The organism is Rothia sp. HMSC065B04, assembly GCF_001812285.1.
Classification (GTDB): domain Bacteria; phylum Actinomycetota; class Actinomycetes; order Actinomycetales; family Micrococcaceae; genus Rothia; species Rothia mucilaginosa.
Map to the genome: position 1 here is coordinate 104274 of NZ_KV808411.1, position 16522 is coordinate 120795.

Below are 16522 nucleotides of genomic sequence, written 5' to 3' on the forward strand. Positions count from 1 at the left end.
GGCGCCGGGGCGCCTTGAGGACGGAGCCCCCGCTCCGCATGAGCACTTACGCCGCGGTAGGATGCCTACTCCGCGGATGGGGAGACACCGGGGAAGGAGCCCTCGCTCCGCATGAGCACCTACGCCGAGGATGGTTGGCTACTCTTCCTCGCCGGGAATGGAGAGGCTTAGACAAAAACGGCTTTGCGCTCATGCTCGCGGGGGAGTGCCCCCTCTGCGGCGCCGGGGCGCCTTGAGGACGGAGCCCCCGCTACGCATGAGCACCTACGCTGCGGTGGGGTCTGAGCAGAGGGTTCCGCCCCTGAATGACGAACTGTGAGGCGCAAAACAAGACGCAATGCCATACTGAAACCATGAAGATCCTGCACACCTCCGACTGGCACCTCGGCCGCACCTTCCACCGCAGCCCCCTCACCCGCGAACACCAGCAGTTCATCGACGAACTGCTCAACTACGTGCACGCCGAAGGCATCAACACCCTCCTCATCAGCGGCGACGTCTACGACAGCACCATCCCCACCGCCGAAAGCACCACCCTGCTCGACCAGGCACTCACCCGCCTCATGCGCGCCGGCGTGCACGTCATCCTCAGCTCCGGCAACCACGACTCCTTCCGCCGCCTCAGCTACGGCGCAGCCTTCTTCGAAGCCTCCGGCGTGCACCTGCGCACCACCATCGAAGACGCCACCCGCCCCGTCGAACTCACCGACGGCACCTTGCGCGTACACGTCTACGCCATCCCCTACCTCGCGCCGCGCCTCCACGCCACCGCCCTCGGTGTAGACCCCACCCACCAGGCCGTCCTCGGCGCCGTCACCGACGCCATCCGCGCCGACGCCGCAGAACGACGCGCCCGCGGCGCAGGCGCCGACCGCATCATCGTCATGAGCCACGCAACAGTCAGCGACACCACCGGCAGTGACACCGCCGGCAGCGCAGACACCACACCCCGCAGCGACTCCGAACGCGACATCAGCGTCGGCGGTATCGACTGGGTACCCGCCTCCCTCTTCGACGGCTTCGACTACGTAGCCCTCGGCCACATCCACAAGCGCTACCCCGTCACCCACACCATCCGCTACAGCGGCTCCCCGCTCGGCTTCTCATTCAGCGAAGAACACAACCGCAACGGCGCCTACCTCATCGAACTCAACCCCGGCGAAGAACCCACCATCAGCAGCCACGAATGGGCAACCCGTGTACACATGAAAACCCTGCGCGGCACCATGGAGCAGCTACTCAACGCCCCAGAAAACAGCCCCTACGAGCAGGGCTACTACTGCCGCATCGAACTCACCGACGAAACCCTACCCGTCGGCGCCGTCGACCGCCTGCGCAGCCGCTACGAAACCATCTCCCACTTCAGCTACCGCAGCACCCAACCCGCCACCGACAAACCCACCGCCGCACCGCCCACCCGCGACGCCGACCCCGTCGAAACCTTCGACCAATTCCACCAATACGTACGCAACCGCCCCCTCACCAGCGAAGAACGCGACGTCATCACCACCCTCAGCGACCACATCAAAAGCCACAAGGACAACGCATGATCCTGCACAACCTCGAATTCGAAGCCTTCATGGCATACCCCAAGCGCCAAGAAATCAACTTCGACACCCTCAACAACGCCGGCGTATTCCTACTCAACGGCCCAACCGGTGCCGGTAAAACCACCATCCTCGACGCTATCTGCTACGCCCTCTACGGCGAAACCAGCAGCGACCGCGAATCCGCCAAACTGCACTCCACCTACGCGGCACACAGCGGCACCAAACCGCGCGTGTTACTCGACGTCACCCTCCACGGCAAGCGCCTGCGCATCGACCGCACCCCCGCCTACAACAAACCCATCACCCGCGGCGCCCGCAAAGGCCAGATGCGCGAAGAAAGCGCCAAAGCAACCCTCGCCGAACTCGCACCCGGCGCCGACCCCGCCGACGAAAAAGCCTGGATCCCCATCTCCAGCAGCGTCGCCGAAGTCAACCGCACCATCGCCGAACGCACCCACCTGACCAAAGAACAATTCCTCAAAGTCGTACTCCTGCCGCAGGGCCAGTTCGCGCAATTCCTCAAGTCCAAGCCCAAAGAACGCAAAGAACTGCTCAAAAAGATGTTCCCCGTCGAACACTACGAACAGCTCTTCGCCGCACTCACCGAAGAAGCGAAAACCGCCCAGCAGGAAGTCGCCCAGGACGAAAACACCCAGCGCGGCTACCTTGAACGTGCCCGCGTAGAAATGCTCGCCCTGCAGGCGCTACTGGATGTTGCGGATCCGGACGCTGAAGATGCTGCAGGGGAGGGCTCCGCTACCGAAGACCCTGTGGAGGCGGAGACTTCCGAACAGCTCACCGCTGAGAGCGTCACTGCCGAGAATGTCACTGCCGAAACCCTCGACGCATGGGTCGCCGGCGGAGTAGAACGCGCCCGCGAAACCTCCGCACGCGAAAAGCAGGAGCAGCAGCGCCTCACCGACGAAGCCGACCGGAACACCCGCCTGCTCGCCGAACGCGCCCAGCTGCAGGCCGACTGGCGCGAATACGAGCAGCTCTGCGAGCGCCGCACCCGCCTGACCGTACGCGCCGACGAGCACAAGGCGCAGCGTGAAGAGCTGGCGCAGGCACGTGCCGCCGCGCCCCTGCACGCACAGTACGCGCAGGTCCATGCCGAATCGCAGGCGCTCGCCGCCCGCCAGCAGGAGCAGGCGGCCTGTGCATCCGCGCTGGATGAGACTGGTCGCGCCCTGCTTGCGGCCCTCCGCGATGAGGAAACCTCGGCAGAGGTCATCTTCCCCGAAGAGACCACCTTCGCCGCACTCCCGGATTTCGAGCCCGCCGAGCAGGAAACCCAGCTCGAGGCGCTCCTTGACACCCTGCGCGCCCTGCAGAAGAAGGACGCGCAGCTGACCGACGAGGAAGCCGCCGCAGCCGCCCTGCTGAAGCAGGCTAACGCCCTCGAGAAGGACAAGTCGCGTGCCGAAAAGACGCTGAACGACCTCACCGCCCAGGCCGAGCAGCTCGCCGAAGAACTCGCCGGCTACAGCACCGCCGACGAGGAGCGTACCCTCGCCGCGCACCTGGTCACCGAGGCGCAGCAGAAGCACGATGCAGCCCAGCAGATGCAGCAGAAGCTGGATGCCGCCTCCGCCGCGGTTGCTGCGGCCCAGAAGCAGAGCAAGCGCACCGCCACCGCCGAGCAGAAGGCGCAGGAAAAGTGGCAGGCTTCGGCTCAGCAGGCGCTCGCCGCCACGGAGGAGTTCAAGAACCTGCAGGTGCTGCGCCTCGCCCAGGCCTCGTCTCTGCTGGCGCGTGAGCTCAAGGACGGCGAACCCTGCGCGGTCTGCGGTTCAGTGGAGCACCCCGCTCCGGCGCGGATTGCCGAGGGCGAGCAGCTGGTTGAGCGTGCCGACCTGGACGCCGCCAAGGAGCGTGAAGACAAGGCACACAAGCAGGCGCGTACCCACGAACTGGCTAAGGATCGGGCGACCAAGGCACATCAGGAAGCCTCCGAGGCGCTTGCCGCCGCCCGCACCCAGTACGAGACCCTGGTGGCTCAGGGCGAGTGCGATGTTGAGCAGACTGCCGCCCAGCTGCAGCAGGCGCAGACCCGCCTCGCGCAGGCTCAGTCGCGCGTGACCGCGCGTGACGGCGTGCTGGTGAAGGTTGAGCGGGTGCGTGCCGAGCAGCAGAAGGCTCAGGAGGCGCTACGCACCATCGAGAGCGCGGCGGTTGAGGCTCAGACTCGTCACCGTGATGCTGCGGCGCGCTGTGAGGCGGCTGCGGCTGAGTTGGCGCCTGCTCGTGCAGCGGTGGGTTTTGCGCAACGTGTTGAGGCTGTTGAGGGTTACCGTGTGGCGCATCAGCGTCTTGCTCGTGCAGTGTTGCTGTTGGGGCAGGCGCGTGAGCGTCATGCTTTGGCGGCGGCGCAGGCTGAGCGTTTGCTGGCTGAGTCTTCGTTTGAGAGCGCTGAGCTGGTGCAGGCGGCGGTGCGCACCCCCGAGCGTGTTGATGCCCTGGAGCAGGCTGTTGCCGCGTATGAGTTGGAGCATGCCCGCCTCCTTGAGGGCTTTGGTCGTGAGGCGATTGTTGCGGTGGCGGCGCGTGCCGCCGCTGGTGAGCAGGCGCCGGATGATCTGCAGGGTGTGCGTGAGCAGGTTGAGCAGTTGCGTGCGGCGGCGCACCGTTTGACTCTTCGTGAGGGTGAGCGGGAGAGCATGCTGCGTTCTTTGCATGTGCTGCGTGGCGAGTATGCGGCGTTCCGTGCGAAGACGGCGCAGCGTTATGACCGTGCGCAGATGTTGGCGAACCTGGCGGCGGCTGCCCGCGGTGACACGCTGGGCGGCTATGAGCACCAGGTTGACCTGGTGAGTTACGTGCTGGGTGCCGAGTTTGAGCGGATTCTGCACTCGGCGTCACTGCACCTGGATCGCATGAGTGAGGGCCGCTACGGCATGGTGTTCAGCGATCACCGTGCGAAGGGTAGCCGTTCCGGCGGCGGCCTGAACCTGGAGATTACCGACACCTGGACGGGCGAGCCGCGTGAGGCGTCGTCGCTGTCCGGTGGTGAGTCGTTCTTGGCGTCGCTGTCGTTGGCGTTGGGTCTGGCTGAGGTTGTGCAGGCGAATAACGGCGGTATCGAGCTGGATACCCTGTTCATTGATGAGGGTTTTGGCACGTTGGACGCCGAAACCTTGGACATGGTGATGGGCACGATCGAATCTCTGCGTGATAGCGGCCGCACTATTGGCCTGATTTCGCATGTGGAGGAGATGAAGAACCGTATTCCCGCCCAGATTGTGGTTGAAAAGGGTCAGAACGGCTCGTCGGTGAGGGTAAACTCCTAGTAGGCATAAATTCGCTTCCGGGCTGCTGTTGTGGCATGTCCGGCGGCTTATTCGTGAAAGAGATGATGACCTCGACACCTCAGGACAGGGACCCGAACTCAACGTATCGTGTGGAACCTTCGGCTGATGCGCGCGCTAACGCATCCGCGCCGGAGGTTCCTCCGCGCACCATGAAGGTGGCACCCGCCTCCGATTCGCCGGATAAGTCGTGTGCTTCGGGCACGGGTATTCCAACGGTTCCGGGTACGTCCTTGACGGATGTGGTGCGCAGTAACGACCACGTGTTGCAGGAGTTGCCGCCGCGACCGGTTCCTACTGCGGATGAGGTTAATACGAACGCCTCGGTGCCGGATATTTTGCGTCAGCATTGGGCGTTGTTCCTGCGTAACGGTAAGGAGCAGCGTTACCATCTGCGCGGTGTGCTCCGTGATGAGGGCTTTGCCCGTAATGTGTTGACGATTCTGTTCCATATTCCGGCGGCTTCTTCGGCGTTTGCGCTGTATATTCTGTTGGCGAGCCACCTGGGTAGTGTGCATGATGGCGGCTATGCGGTGGCGGCGTTTGCTGGCGCGTATTCGGTGCAGATTATGCTCGGCCCGATGCTGGTGCGTGCCCTGGGTTTGAGGGCGTTGCTGGCGATTACGTCGGTGCTGAATATTGCTGCGGTGCTGAATATGCTGGTCATTGGTTGGCGTTTGACGGTTGACCCGAATAACGTGAGTACGACATACCATGCGCTCTCTTGCGTGGCGATGGGTTTTACGACTCCGCCGTGGACGCCGTTTGCGTTGGAGTCGCTGTACCGCCGCAACTATAAGTACAGTGATGTTCGCTTGTCGACAGCTGTTTCTTGGGGGACGACGGCGAACCTGTCGATGTACCCGCTGGCTGCTCTGCTGGTGCGGCTGGGCGATGCGTACCTCACCCCGAATCATGAGTATGCGGGCTTCTGGATCACGATGATTCTGGATGCGCTACTGTTCATTGTGGTTCTGGCCGCGCCGATGTGGCTGCCGGATATTTCGCGTATTCGCATGTCTCCGCCGAAGAATCTGGTCCGTCCGAATAAGCAGACGGTGGTGTTGATTCTTGGTCTGGTGCTGCTGGGTGCGTGTATGGGCGCGGTCGGTTCGGGTCTGCTGGGCTTCTCGCTGATTCACGGTTCGATGAACCTGTTCATGGCGATGGTTGCGACCGGTACCGGCGCGATGGTGCTTGTGTCTTTCCCCGTGGTTTTGGGTGCCCGTTCGGTGAACCCGTGGCATGGTTGGTTGGTGAGCGGCGTTCTGCTGATTATGGGTGCCCTGTATTTGCCGGCGAGTGATGATACGTCCACGATTTTCTATGCGTTGGTGCTGTGTGGTGCGGTGCTGGGTGTGGCGTTTGGCGGTCATGAGCTGTGGCTGAACCGTTCGCTCAAGCATATTCCTGATGCGCAGGCGAGCTTCTTTACCCGCTCGATGCTGGGTATTGGTCTTGCGATGGGTAGTATGTGGGGCGGCTATATGGGTGACGCTCCGTATTACCGTAATGCGTTTATGGTGCCGGTGATTATTGCGACGCTGTATTTTGCGTTGGGTCATTTGTACGGCTACCTGTGGCGTGAGGAGCATGAGGAGCAGCTGACTCCTTGGGATCAGTTGGAACGTCGTTAGCGCATGTTTAAAGGCGGATGCCCCGCCACCTTCTGCAGGTGGTGGGGCATCCGCCTTTTGCGTACCGTGCTCGGTTTGTGGTGAACCTCGGCCTGAGAACCTCAGTGTGAGAGCCTCAGCGTGAGGCTACAGTTTAGTGACCGCGCTTGATCCATGCAGGAAGCTCGGGCGCCTCCAGACCGATGCCGGTGCTGTCGCCGTGGCCGGTGAGGACCGCGGTGGACGCGGGCAGGGTCAGCAGGCGGGTCGAGATCGACTCGATGATGGTGTCGAAGTCGCTGTAGGAGCGTCCGGTTGCGCCGGGGCCGCCGTTGAAGAGGGTGTCGCCGGAGAAGACGACGCCTTCGCTGTTTTCCCAGCTGAGGGTGGGTGCGTAGAAGCACACGGAGCCGGGGGAATGGCCGGGGGTGGCGAGGACCTTCAGTTCGGTGTCGCCGATGCGCAGTACATCGCCGTCAGCGAGTTCGTGGTCGAAGTCCCAGGAAGGGTACACCATTTCCCAGAGCACACGGTCTGCGGGGTTCAGGTAGACGGGTGCGCCGAAGCGTTCTGCCGCCTCCTTGGCGCTGCGGATGTGGTCGTCGTGGGCGTGGGTCAGCAGAATCTTCTCCACGGTGCGGCCTGCGACGGTGCGGGAGATCTTGTCGACGTCGTGGGCGGGGTCAATGATGATCACGGAGGAGTCATTGCCGATGATCCAGACGTTGTTGTCGACGTCCCAGCAGCCGCCGTCCAGCGAGAAGGTGCCGGAGGTGACGACTCGTTCAATACGTTCGCTCACGCTACGCTCCTAGAGTTCCACGACCGAGCGCAGCACGCGGCCGGTCTTCATGGTTTCGAATGCTTCGTTGACGTCTTCGAGGCGGATGCGCTCGGAGACGAAGCCGTCCAGGTCGAGGCGGCCGAGCAGGTACTGGTCCACGAATTCGGGGAAGTCGCGGGAGGGCAGGGTGTCGCCGTACCATGCGCTCTTGATGGAGCCGCCGCGGCCGAACACCTCATCCAGCGGGATGTCCCAAGTGGTGCCGGGTGCGGGCACGCCGACGAGGACGACGCGGCCAGCCAGGTCGCGTGCTTCGAATGCCTGCTTGAAGGTGGGGGCGATGCCGACAGCGTCGATGACGAGGTCTGCACCGAAGCCGCCGGTGAGTTCCTTGATGGCCTCGACGGGGTCGACCTTGGAGGAGTTCACGGTGTGGGTTGCGCCGTGTTCGCGTGCGCGTGCCAGCTTATCCTCGTCGATGTCGACGGCGATGATGGTGGTTGCGCCACCGAGCTGTGCGCCTGCGATTGCTGCGGTGCCGACGCCGCCACAGCCGATGACTGCCACGGACTCGCCGCGCTTGAGCTCACCGGTGTTCAGCACAGCGCCCAGACCTGCGGTGACGCCGCAGCCGAGCAGACCGATGGCTGCGTACTGTTCGGGGCTGATGTCAGCGGTGATCTTGGTGCACTGGCCAGCTGCGACGAGGGTCTTCTCAGCGAAGGAGCCGATACCCAGTGCGGGGGTGAGTTCGGTACCGTCCTCGAGGGTCATCTTCTGGGTTGCGTTGTGGGTTGCGAAGCAGTACTGCGGCTGGCCCTTGCGGCATGCGCGGCATTCGCCGCAGACGGCACGCCAGTTGAGGATGACCAGGTCGCCGGGGGCGATGTCGGTGACGTCATCGCCGACAGCCTCAACGATACCTGCGGACTCGTGGCCGAGCAGGTAGGGGAAGTCCTGGCCAACGCCGCCGGTGACGTAGTGGTGGTCGGTCTGGCAGACGCCGCAGGTGAGGACCTTGACGAGTGCTTCGCCCTTGCCGGGGTCGGGTACGTTGATGGTGGTGACGGTGACGGGTGCGTCCTGGGCGAGGGCTACGACAGCCTTAACCTTGTGCATGGTGCTCCTTTGCTGGGCGCGGTTGAGCCTCAACCGCAGATAAAGGTTTTTTGATACGTTCCCATTCTAAGAGCTAAGGCATACCTGATGCACCCCGGGGCTGAGCGTGAAGCCCCCAGGTGAATGTGACGTTTTATGACGTTGTCTCTTACTCCTCCCGGAACCCGCGTAGTCTGCGGCTACTTACTCTGCCGCCTCCACCTCTGCCGCAAAGGCGAGCGCACCGCGTCGGAACGCGCCCGAGGTCAGTGCGTTCACGTGGTCGCGGCCGGCCAGGGAGATGAAGCGGTTAAGCGGATTGTTGCCGCGCACCATGTCGTAGAGTTCCGCTCCGTCGGCGGCGATGGTGTCCGAGTCACCGAGCACGACCGCGATGGGTGCGTGCGGATGCGCGCCCGGGTGACCCGCAGGTAGGTTGGGGGATCCGGCACGCAGGGCGGGCACGTCGAAGAACGGGCCGAAGGGAATCCTCACGAACTTCAGCAGCGCGTCGGGTTGAATGGGGGAGTTGTCAATAATCGAGGTGAAGGAGGCAATCGCCTCGTCGGTGGAGTCTGCCGCCGGGGTTTCTGCACTCGCGGAGGCGCTGGTTCCCTCGTGCGCTTCGAGCATGGCGCGCAGGGTAATGAGGTGGTCGTGTAGGGGCAGGCCGCCCAGGGTGAGGGATGCGACTGCCTCCGGGTGGGTGAGGGCGAGTTCCCAGCCGACGCGGGCGCCGAAGGAGAAGCCAATAACGTGCGCGCGGGGCTCCAGTTCAACGCCGAGGTCGTTCTCGGTGGCGACGGTGCGCAGCAGCTGGGCGAGCAGGTTGGTGAACAGGTGCATGGGGGTCAGCGGCTGACCTGCCGCATCGACAGGGGGCACCGAATCGAACGGAATTGTGCGGCTGCGCACGCTCGTGTTGTCGGGGAGTTTGCAGTCGACGGCGTGCATGGATTCGGGGTCTTTGAGGTATTCGTCTGAGTGGTAGGGCAGGGTAACAATCAGCACGGGGTATCCGGCGCGCAGGTATTGGCGGATCCAGCTGGTGCCGCCGTAGAGCTGTTCGCCGCGGGTGGCGAAGCCGTGAAGCATGAGGGCGGGGACGCGGCTTTTGAGCTGCTGCGGCTGGTAGAGGGTGTACTCGAGGTCGGGCAGGGTAGTGCCTGGTACAACAGCATTGGGTACGGCAAAGGGCGCGGGAGAGAATTCTGCACTGGTCATATGTCTATCTTAGTGACCAGCGCAGGGTTTCTGTCCTGCGCCCTTAATCAGGTTGAAGCGGTACGCGCTCAGCTGAGCTGCCGTTTAGTTCTTCTTCGCCGCACCGTTCGAACTATCGGTGCTCAGGTCGAAGAGCGCATCCTGCTGAGAGTCAGCCTTTGCGTTCGCATCTGCCTTTGCCGCGGTTGCCTCAGAAGCCTGAGTTTCGGCGGCATCGGCCTTCGCCTGCTTCTTCTGCAACTGTTCCTTGCCGTTGTCGAGTCGTTCCTTGCCGTCGGCAATGAACGTGCGAATCATGGTGGTGTTAGTGTCCACCGCCTTCTGCACGCGATCCGCAATGGAGGGGCCCTTCGGCTTGGGGAGCATGCCCTGGCCTGCCGCCTGCTGCTGCAATTCGCGTCCGGCGGACATGAGGCGTTCCTGGCGTGCCTTCAGTGCACGCGATGCGGAGGTGCTGCGCGGCTGCACCTTCAGGTGGCCGTGGTCGTCATCGCCAGCGATAATCTGGCGCATGAGCATGATTTCGGCGTCCAGATGCGCGCCGAAGAGAAGCATATTGTTCATGATCCAGATGAACAGCAGCATCACAATCACACCACCGATCAGGCCGTAGGTGGCGTTGTACTTGCTGAAGTTGTTGGCGTAGAGGGTGAAGCCGAATGCGCCCAGACCCATGCCGAAGAGGGCGAGTGCCGCACCGGGGGAGAGCCTCCATGCCTTGTAACGGCGCACGTTCGGGGTGGCGGCGTAGAGTAGAGTGATCAGGGCGATTGCCATGAACAGAATCAGCACCCAGCGGCCGTTCAGCCAGATGAGCTTGATGAGCTCCATATCCACGGTTTCGGGTACATACCGACCGACCATGTCCAGGACGGTTACACCCAGCAGCATCATGAGCATCATGAGTACCACGAGGATGATAATCACGGTGGTGACGAAGACGTTCAGCGGCTTGAGAATCCAGCCGGGGCGGCCTTCACGCACGTTGTAGACCGTGTTGAGAGCTCGGCCGAAGGATCCGGTGTACCCGGAGGCGGACCAGAGCGCACTGAGGATACCGGTCAACAGCACCAGGCCTGCGCCATGGTCGCCGGTAATCTGCTTGATGGGGTCTTCCATAATGGCGTACATCTGGGCGGGCGCGTTGTCCTTGAGGAAGGCGAGGATGACCGCGGCGCTTTCCTCACCGTGACCGAATACGCCCAGTAGGGAGACGATTGCCAGCAGGGCGGGGAAGATGGACAGCACGGTGAAGTAGGTGAGTGCTGCCGCCATGTCGGTGCCGCCGTTTGCGCCGAATTTGTAGATGGCACGGCGCAGAATGTAGAGGATGCTGCCCTTGGGGAAGTCGCGCAGCTTGACGCTGACGTACTTGGGGTCAGCGGGCTTCTGCTTGCGGGAGAAGAGTCCGCGTCGAGCTCCGGCGGGTACCTGGGTTGAGGAGGTGTCCGTGGAAGAGCCGGTGTGTGCAGCCAATGGGGCTCCTTGAATGATGGGGTGTACACAGTGGTGCGCCTATGAGCTTCAGTGTGTGGGCGCACAGAAGGGGCGAGGAGAACAATGAGCTGTCCTTCCCGCCCCTGCGGTGACATTATAGGGTTTTCTAACCCTCCCGCATTTTTCTGCGAGTGCAGATAGCTGACCTGTCGGTCAGTTAGAGAGGGTAACCGCCCCGAAAAGCCTCAAAAAAGGCTTGTCAGCTAGGGTATAAAGCTACCTGCTGAGCCTAACTGAAAACTAGTTGTGAATACCCAGAACCTTAGCGGTGTGAGCCATCAGCTCATCAGCCAGGTCGTGGTTATCGTTGAGCTTCACACCGTAACCGGGGATGAGCTCCTTCAGGCGAGGCTCCCAACCGGCAATCTTGGAGGGGAAGCACTTAGCCAGCAGGTTCAGCATAATCGGAGCCGCGGTGGAAGCACCGGGGGATGCACCCAGCAAAGCCGCGATGGAGCCGTCCGCTGCGGAGACAACCTCGGTACCGAACTGCAGGATGCCGCCCTTCTTCGCGTCCTTCTTCATAATCTGAACGCGCTGGCCAGCCTCGATGAGCTCCCACTCGCCGCCGTCAGCCTCGGGGTAGTACTGGTGCAGGGTCTCCAGGCGAGCGTTCTTGTCCTTGACCAGCTCGGAGAGCAGGTACTTGACCAGGGAGAAGTTATCCAGACCTGCACGGGTCATGGGGTATAGGTTGTGCAGGCGCAGGGACTTCGGCAAATCCAGTACGGAACCCTGCTTCAGGAAGTTTGTCTTGAAACCGGCGTAGGGTCCGAAGAGCAGAGCACGCTTGCCGTCCACGTAGCGGGTGTCCAGGTGGGGAACAGACATGGGAGGTGCACCCACCGAAGCCTGACCGTACACCTTAGCGTTGTGCTGGTTTGCGGTTGCCTCGTGGGTGTTGCGCAGGAACAGACCGGAGACGGGGAAGCCGCCGTAGCCCTTACCCTCTTCAATGCCGGACTTCTGCAACAGGTGCAGGGCGCCACCGCCGGCACCGAGGAACACGAACTTCGCGTTGATGCTCAGAGGCTCATCCTTGTTGATGCGGTTAATCGCCTCAACCTGCCAGGAACCGTTCGACTCGCGGTTCAGGTTGGTGACCTGGTAGCCGTAGCGAACCTCAACACCCTTGGTCTGCAGGTAATCGACCAGCTGCTCGGTGAGGGAGCCGAAGTTCACGTCGGTACCTTCGGGGGACCAGGTTGCAGCCATCGACTCGTTACCCTTGCGGCCCTTGACGGTCAGCGGTGCCCATTCGCCAATCTTCTCGCGGTCATTGGAGAACTGCATACGCTCGAAGAGCTTCTCCTTGCGGAAAGAATCGTAGCGCGCAGCCAGGTACTTGGAGTGGTCTTCGCCGAAGACCAGGGACATGTGGGGGACCGGGTTGATGAAGCTGGTGTCAGTCAGAATATTCTTCTCAGTCAGGGAAGCCCAGAATTGGCGGGAAACCTGGAACTGCTCGTTAATGTTCAGCGCCTTAGCTGCCGAGACGGTGCCGTCGGGGCCAGCGGGTGCGTAGTTGAGTTCGCATAGCGCCGAGTGGCCGGTACCTGCGTTATTCCAGGGGTTGGAGGATTCCTGAGCAACCTTGTCGAGGCGTTCGAGCAGGATAATATTCCAGGTCGGTTCGAGCTCCTTGAGGAACACGCCGAGGGTGGCGCTCATGATGCCGCCGCCGACCAGGACGACGTCGGTTCGTTCAGTACGTGCTACCACTGAATTCTCCCTTAGGGGTGCGGGTGCCCGGCCTTGGGCACAATGACTGTGGGGTACATCATCTAGCCTACTCCTTTTAGCGGGGGAGGCATAGCTAGAATCAGCAAATAATAGGAGAGTGTTGCAGTTCACACGTTAGGTTCCCTGGAGGGTAGAAACCCTCCAGGGCACGCCAAACACACACGCAACGCAACACTCAAACCTGAACTATCTACAACTTACGCAGTTTTCCAAACAGCTCAATCGCATTCTGCTCCGTCTGATAACCCTGAACCTCACGGCTCACCGCCACCTTAGACGTCACATTCAGCAACGGAACCGCCGGCATGAACTGACCCAACTGAGACACAACCTTCGCATACAACTCGCGCTGCGAATCCACCGAATCGGCAGAGTCCGCGGTACGAATCGCCTCCAAAATCTCAGTAAAACGAGGCGACGGCGCCACCGCCACGGCAGTAGGCGACGGCGAAGGCGACGCCGACGGACTCGGCGAAGCCGAAGCCGAAGCCTCCTCCTCAGGAGTCAACGGATCCGGCGAATAACTCGGCTGTGGGCTCGGAGTCGCAGAAATCCGCACATTCGAATTCGCACCACCGGACGACGGCACCTCAGAACTCTTCTTCGTCAAACCAGTCGTCATATCCGACGGTGCATTAGCAATCAACGAACGCACCTGATACTCAGCAATCAGCGGCGCCAACACCGGACCAAAGAACGCATACGGGTCGCGGTACATGCCGTAGAAACCAGCCAAGGTAATACCGCGCTCAGAAGAAACCTCACGGCTCTTCGACAGATACTCAGACCACGGCAGAGGCACCGGCTTAATATTCAGACCCACCTCAATCAGCGAAGCCACCATCTCCGAATACACCTTCTGCGGAGTATCCATCCACGGCAGAGACACATCGGCAGGGTAGTAGCACTCAATCACCTGATTGTCGTACCCAGCAGTCGCCAACAGCGAGCGCGCCATATCCTGATTGCGGTCCGTGTAATCCTTCGCATCATCAGCCTTAATGCGGAACGACGGCGAAATCAGCGTCTGCGCATCCGAGGTGCCCTGCGGATAATACTGACGCAACGCACCGCGATCCACAGCATGCGAAATAGCGCGACGCACCGAAATATTCTTCAACACCGGATGCGCCGTATTCAAACCCAAATACACCAGCGAGAACGGGTCACGGCCCGGCGTCTGATAGCCATCACGCGCCAACTGGCCCAGATCAGAAGAATTCACCTGATCACACGCATCAATGTGACCCTCCATCAGTGCAAAATAACGCTTATCCGACGAAGTGAGGGTCGAAATCTGAATCTCATCCAGCTCAGGTGCCTGACCATCAAAATGGGTATTCTTCAGCAAGCGAACCGTGCCGGCCTCGAATGACTCCACACGGAACGCACCCGTACCCACCGGGTTACCCGTCAGCTTCTGATCCGCACCAAACAGCGAAGGATCAATAATGCCAAATGCCTGCTGCGTCAAAATACGCGGGAACGCCAGAGAAGGACGCGACAGGGTCACCACCACAGAGTTACCCTTCGCCACCACCGACGAAACCAGCGGCAAGAACGACTGCACCGCAAATGACTGGGCGGCATCTGCCTTCTTGCTGCTCTTCTTATCATCCGGCTGAGTAGCAGCATGAGCACCCGCAGAAGCCGATGCAGAAGCCGACGCGCTCGGGGTAGCAGTTGCGGAAGCAGACGGGGAAGCACTTGCAGAAGCAGACGGAGTCGTCGCACCCGACGGAGACGCCTGAACAGGCGCAGGCTCCACCGCCGAAGGATCAATAGAACCCGGCTTCGGCACACCAAAACCCCACGCAAACAAAGGCTGAGCAGGCACCGCATGAGCAGCAGTACCCTCACCCGTAGCCAACGCCTGCCACCTCTGGAAATTCTGCACCACAGCATCCGCAGTCAACGCAGAACCGTTACTAAAATGCGCCTCACGCAACACAAACGTATGCACCAAGCGGTCATCAGAAACCGTCCACTCACTACACAACGAATCCTGAACCTCAGGATCACCCGTGTAATGATTCGCCACCAACAACGTCTGCAAAACCTGCGCCGTCACCTGATACGTACTCGCCACAGGAAACAACGCCGGGTCCAAACCCAACGGCGCCGCACCCTGCGCAAAACGAAACACACGACGCGCATCAGCAGACGACGCGCTCGCCGAAGAACCAGCCGACGAACCAGCAGAAGATTGACCAGAACACGCAGAAAGCGCCAAACCAGCACTAAAAAGCGCGCCAAAACGCAAAACGGCACGTCGACTCAAGCCACTCGAGCCGGCAGTGGCTCGCAGCAGCACATCAGAACTGCCAACAGCTGATGATGCATAAGGCTGATGCTGCACGGGAGGGTCCTCTCTTCCGTCGCGGATGCTTATCTCTCAGGATAACGGTTCAACACCCAACCGGGCGAGACACACCCACCCCGGCAAGGCACATACAAGAGAACCCGCCGCCACGAAAACCGTGACGGCGGGCCCAATGTGAATGTGTGTGCGCGAGGGGGGACTTGAACCCCCACGCCATAAGGCACAGGAACCTAAATCCTGCGTGTCTGCCAATTTCACCACTCGCGCGTAGCGTCACCCCACATCCGAAGATGCATGCGTCTGAGGCAACAAAGAATTAGTGTACACCAGGAACCAAGGTTCTCCAAGCCTTAAAAGAAGCCCCCATAGGGCAAAAAGCCCGCAAACACGCCGAACACCAGCCCCTCAAGAAGCAGTAGAACAGCGATACGCAAACCCCAGAAAACGTGACCCTACTTCGGGTCAATACCCAAATCACGACGCAGCTTCGCCACATGACCCGTCGCACGCACATTGTACTGAGCCACAGAAATAACACCCTGCTCATCAATCACAAACGTCGAACGAATCAGACCCTCATACACCTTGCCGTAATTCTTCTTCTCACCCCACGCACCATACGCCTCAGCCACCGCATGATCAGCATCAGACAGCAGCGGGAACGTCAACGACTCCTTCTCCACAAAACGAGCAATAGCCGCCGGCGAATCCGGAGAAACACCCAACACCACGTAACCCAACGACTTCAACGCCGCTAAATTATCGCGGAAATCGCACGCCTCCTTCGTGCAACCCGGAGTCGAAGCCTTCGGGTAAAAATACAAAATCACCTTGCTACCCGCATAATCACTCAGACTGTGCTCCTTACCCGAAGCGTCAGCAAGGGTAAAAGCAGGTGCCGGGGTACCCGGCTCAAGACGAACGCTCATCAATAACTCCTCAAAACATCAATAGAGATCAGCAGGGGAGCGGCGGATGCGCCCCACACAGTACCAAGGGCGGACGCGCCCCATGCAATACACACAGTCTAGTGTCCCACACACCCCACCCAAACAATGTGTCCAGGCTCACTCCAAATCAACTTGCGTACACCACAAAAACTCGCGTATAGTATTTTTCTGTTGCAAGGGAAACCTTGAAAAACAAATAAGCGCCTCTAGCTCAATTGGCAGAGCAATTGACTCTTAATCAATGGGTTCTGGGTTCGAGTCCCAGGGGGCGCACTTCACAGAAAATCCCGCTGATTCTTAGGAATCGGCGGGATTTTTGCGTTCCCTGAATAAATACAGTTTTTGGGCTTGAGGAGCTTGTATCCGGCTTTGTCTCTGATGATGCGCGCCGCATGTTTCCTCCGCGCCTACGCAGGGGCACCCGTCACC

Annotated in this window: 10 protein-coding genes and 2 tRNA genes; 4 read left to right on the forward strand and 8 right to left on the reverse strand. The window is 61.0% G+C overall.

Translation table 11 applies throughout. The features are described 5' to 3' along the window. Positions 1–353: 353 nt before the first annotated feature. From HMPREF2845_RS09005 to HMPREF2845_RS09015, 3 genes are all read left to right on the forward strand, one after another. The gene (locus HMPREF2845_RS09005) at positions 354–1550 is read left to right on the forward strand and encodes an exonuclease SbcCD subunit D (RefSeq protein WP_049352552.1); all 1197 of its coding nucleotides are present in this window, start codon (positions 354–356) and stop codon (positions 1548–1550) included. Next, on the forward strand, positions 1547–4840 hold the full coding sequence (locus HMPREF2845_RS09010) for an AAA family ATPase (protein ID WP_070634508.1): 3294 nt from the start codon (positions 1547–1549) through the stop codon (positions 4838–4840). The genes HMPREF2845_RS09005 and HMPREF2845_RS09010 overlap by 4 nt, the downstream gene beginning before the upstream one ends. Positions 4841–4905: 65 nt before the next feature. Beyond that, positions 4906–6495 carry an MFS transporter gene (locus HMPREF2845_RS09015; protein ID WP_246824665.1) on the forward strand — a complete coding sequence of 530 codons (1590 nt, stop codon included), beginning with the start codon at positions 4906–4908 and terminating at the stop codon, positions 6493–6495. Between the two features lie 133 nt (positions 6496–6628). Here the strand turns inward: HMPREF2845_RS09015 and HMPREF2845_RS09020 are convergent, their stop codons facing one another. The 8 genes from HMPREF2845_RS09020 to bcp form a co-directional block, all read right to left on the reverse strand. After that, a complete protein-coding gene (locus HMPREF2845_RS09020; RefSeq protein WP_005505505.1) occupies positions 6629–7276 on the reverse strand; it encodes an MBL fold metallo-hydrolase in 648 nt (215 codons plus the stop codon). Between the two features lie 9 nt (positions 7277–7285). Continuing rightward, positions 7286–8377, reverse strand: coding sequence for an S-(hydroxymethyl)mycothiol dehydrogenase (locus HMPREF2845_RS09025; RefSeq protein ID WP_005505506.1), 1092 nt, complete (start codon positions 8375–8377; stop codon positions 7286–7288). Positions 8378–8560: 183 nt separating this feature from the next. Then, positions 8561–9580 carry an alpha/beta fold hydrolase gene (locus tag HMPREF2845_RS09030; RefSeq protein ID WP_070634509.1) on the reverse strand — a complete coding sequence of 340 codons (1020 nt, stop codon included), beginning with the start codon at positions 9578–9580 and terminating at the stop codon, positions 8561–8563. Between the two features lie 84 nt (positions 9581–9664). After that, on the reverse strand, positions 9665–11056 hold the full coding sequence (locus tag HMPREF2845_RS09035; protein WP_070634510.1) for a YihY/virulence factor BrkB family protein: 1392 nt from the start codon (positions 11054–11056) through the stop codon (positions 9665–9667). Positions 11057–11317: 261 nt separating this feature from the next. Next, positions 11318–12799 (reverse strand): malate:quinone oxidoreductase, encoded by a 1482-nt coding sequence (locus tag HMPREF2845_RS09040; protein ID WP_070634511.1) that lies wholly within the window; start codon positions 12797–12799, stop codon positions 11318–11320. Between the two features lie 211 nt (positions 12800–13010). Continuing rightward, positions 13011–15179 (reverse strand): ABC transporter substrate-binding protein, encoded by a 2169-nt coding sequence (locus HMPREF2845_RS09045; RefSeq protein WP_070634512.1) that lies wholly within the window; start codon positions 15177–15179, stop codon positions 13011–13013. A 149-nt stretch (positions 15180–15328) separates the two neighbouring features. Beyond that, a tRNA-Leu gene (locus tag HMPREF2845_RS09050) sits at positions 15329–15410 on the reverse strand. 185 nt (positions 15411–15595) lie between these two features. After that, complete coding sequence (bcp, locus tag HMPREF2845_RS09055) at positions 15596–16072, reverse strand: thioredoxin-dependent thiol peroxidase (RefSeq protein WP_070634513.1); 477 nt, start codon at positions 16070–16072, stop codon at positions 15596–15598. A gap of 221 nt (positions 16073–16293) precedes the next feature. Here bcp and HMPREF2845_RS09060 point away from each other — a divergent pair. Continuing rightward, a tRNA-Lys gene (locus HMPREF2845_RS09060) sits at positions 16294–16366 on the forward strand. The last annotated feature ends 156 nt before the right edge of the window (positions 16367–16522 follow it).

What these genes read in the sequence shown, in the direction of transcription:
- HMPREF2845_RS09005 (WP_049352552.1), top strand. Translation starts at nt 354, where the DNA reads ATGAAGATCCTGCACACCTCCGACTGGCACCTCGGCCGCACCTTCCAC.
- HMPREF2845_RS09010 (WP_070634508.1), top strand. Translation starts at nt 1,547, where the DNA reads ATGATCCTGCACAACCTCGAATTCGAAGCCTTCATGGCATACCCCAAG.
- HMPREF2845_RS09015 (WP_246824665.1), top strand. Translation starts at nt 4,906, where the DNA reads ATGACCTCGACACCTCAGGACAGGGACCCGAACTCAACGTATCGTGTG.
- HMPREF2845_RS09025 (WP_005505506.1), bottom strand. Translation starts at nt 8,377, where the DNA reads ATGCACAAGGTTAAGGCTGTCGTAGCCCTCGCCCAGGACGCACCCGTC.
- HMPREF2845_RS09030 (WP_070634509.1), bottom strand. Translation starts at nt 9,580, where the DNA reads ATGACCAGTGCAGAATTCTCTCCCGCGCCCTTTGCCGTACCCAATGCT.
- bcp (WP_070634513.1), bottom strand. Translation starts at nt 16,072, where the DNA reads ATGAGCGTTCGTCTTGAGCCGGGTACCCCGGCACCTGCTTTTACCCTT.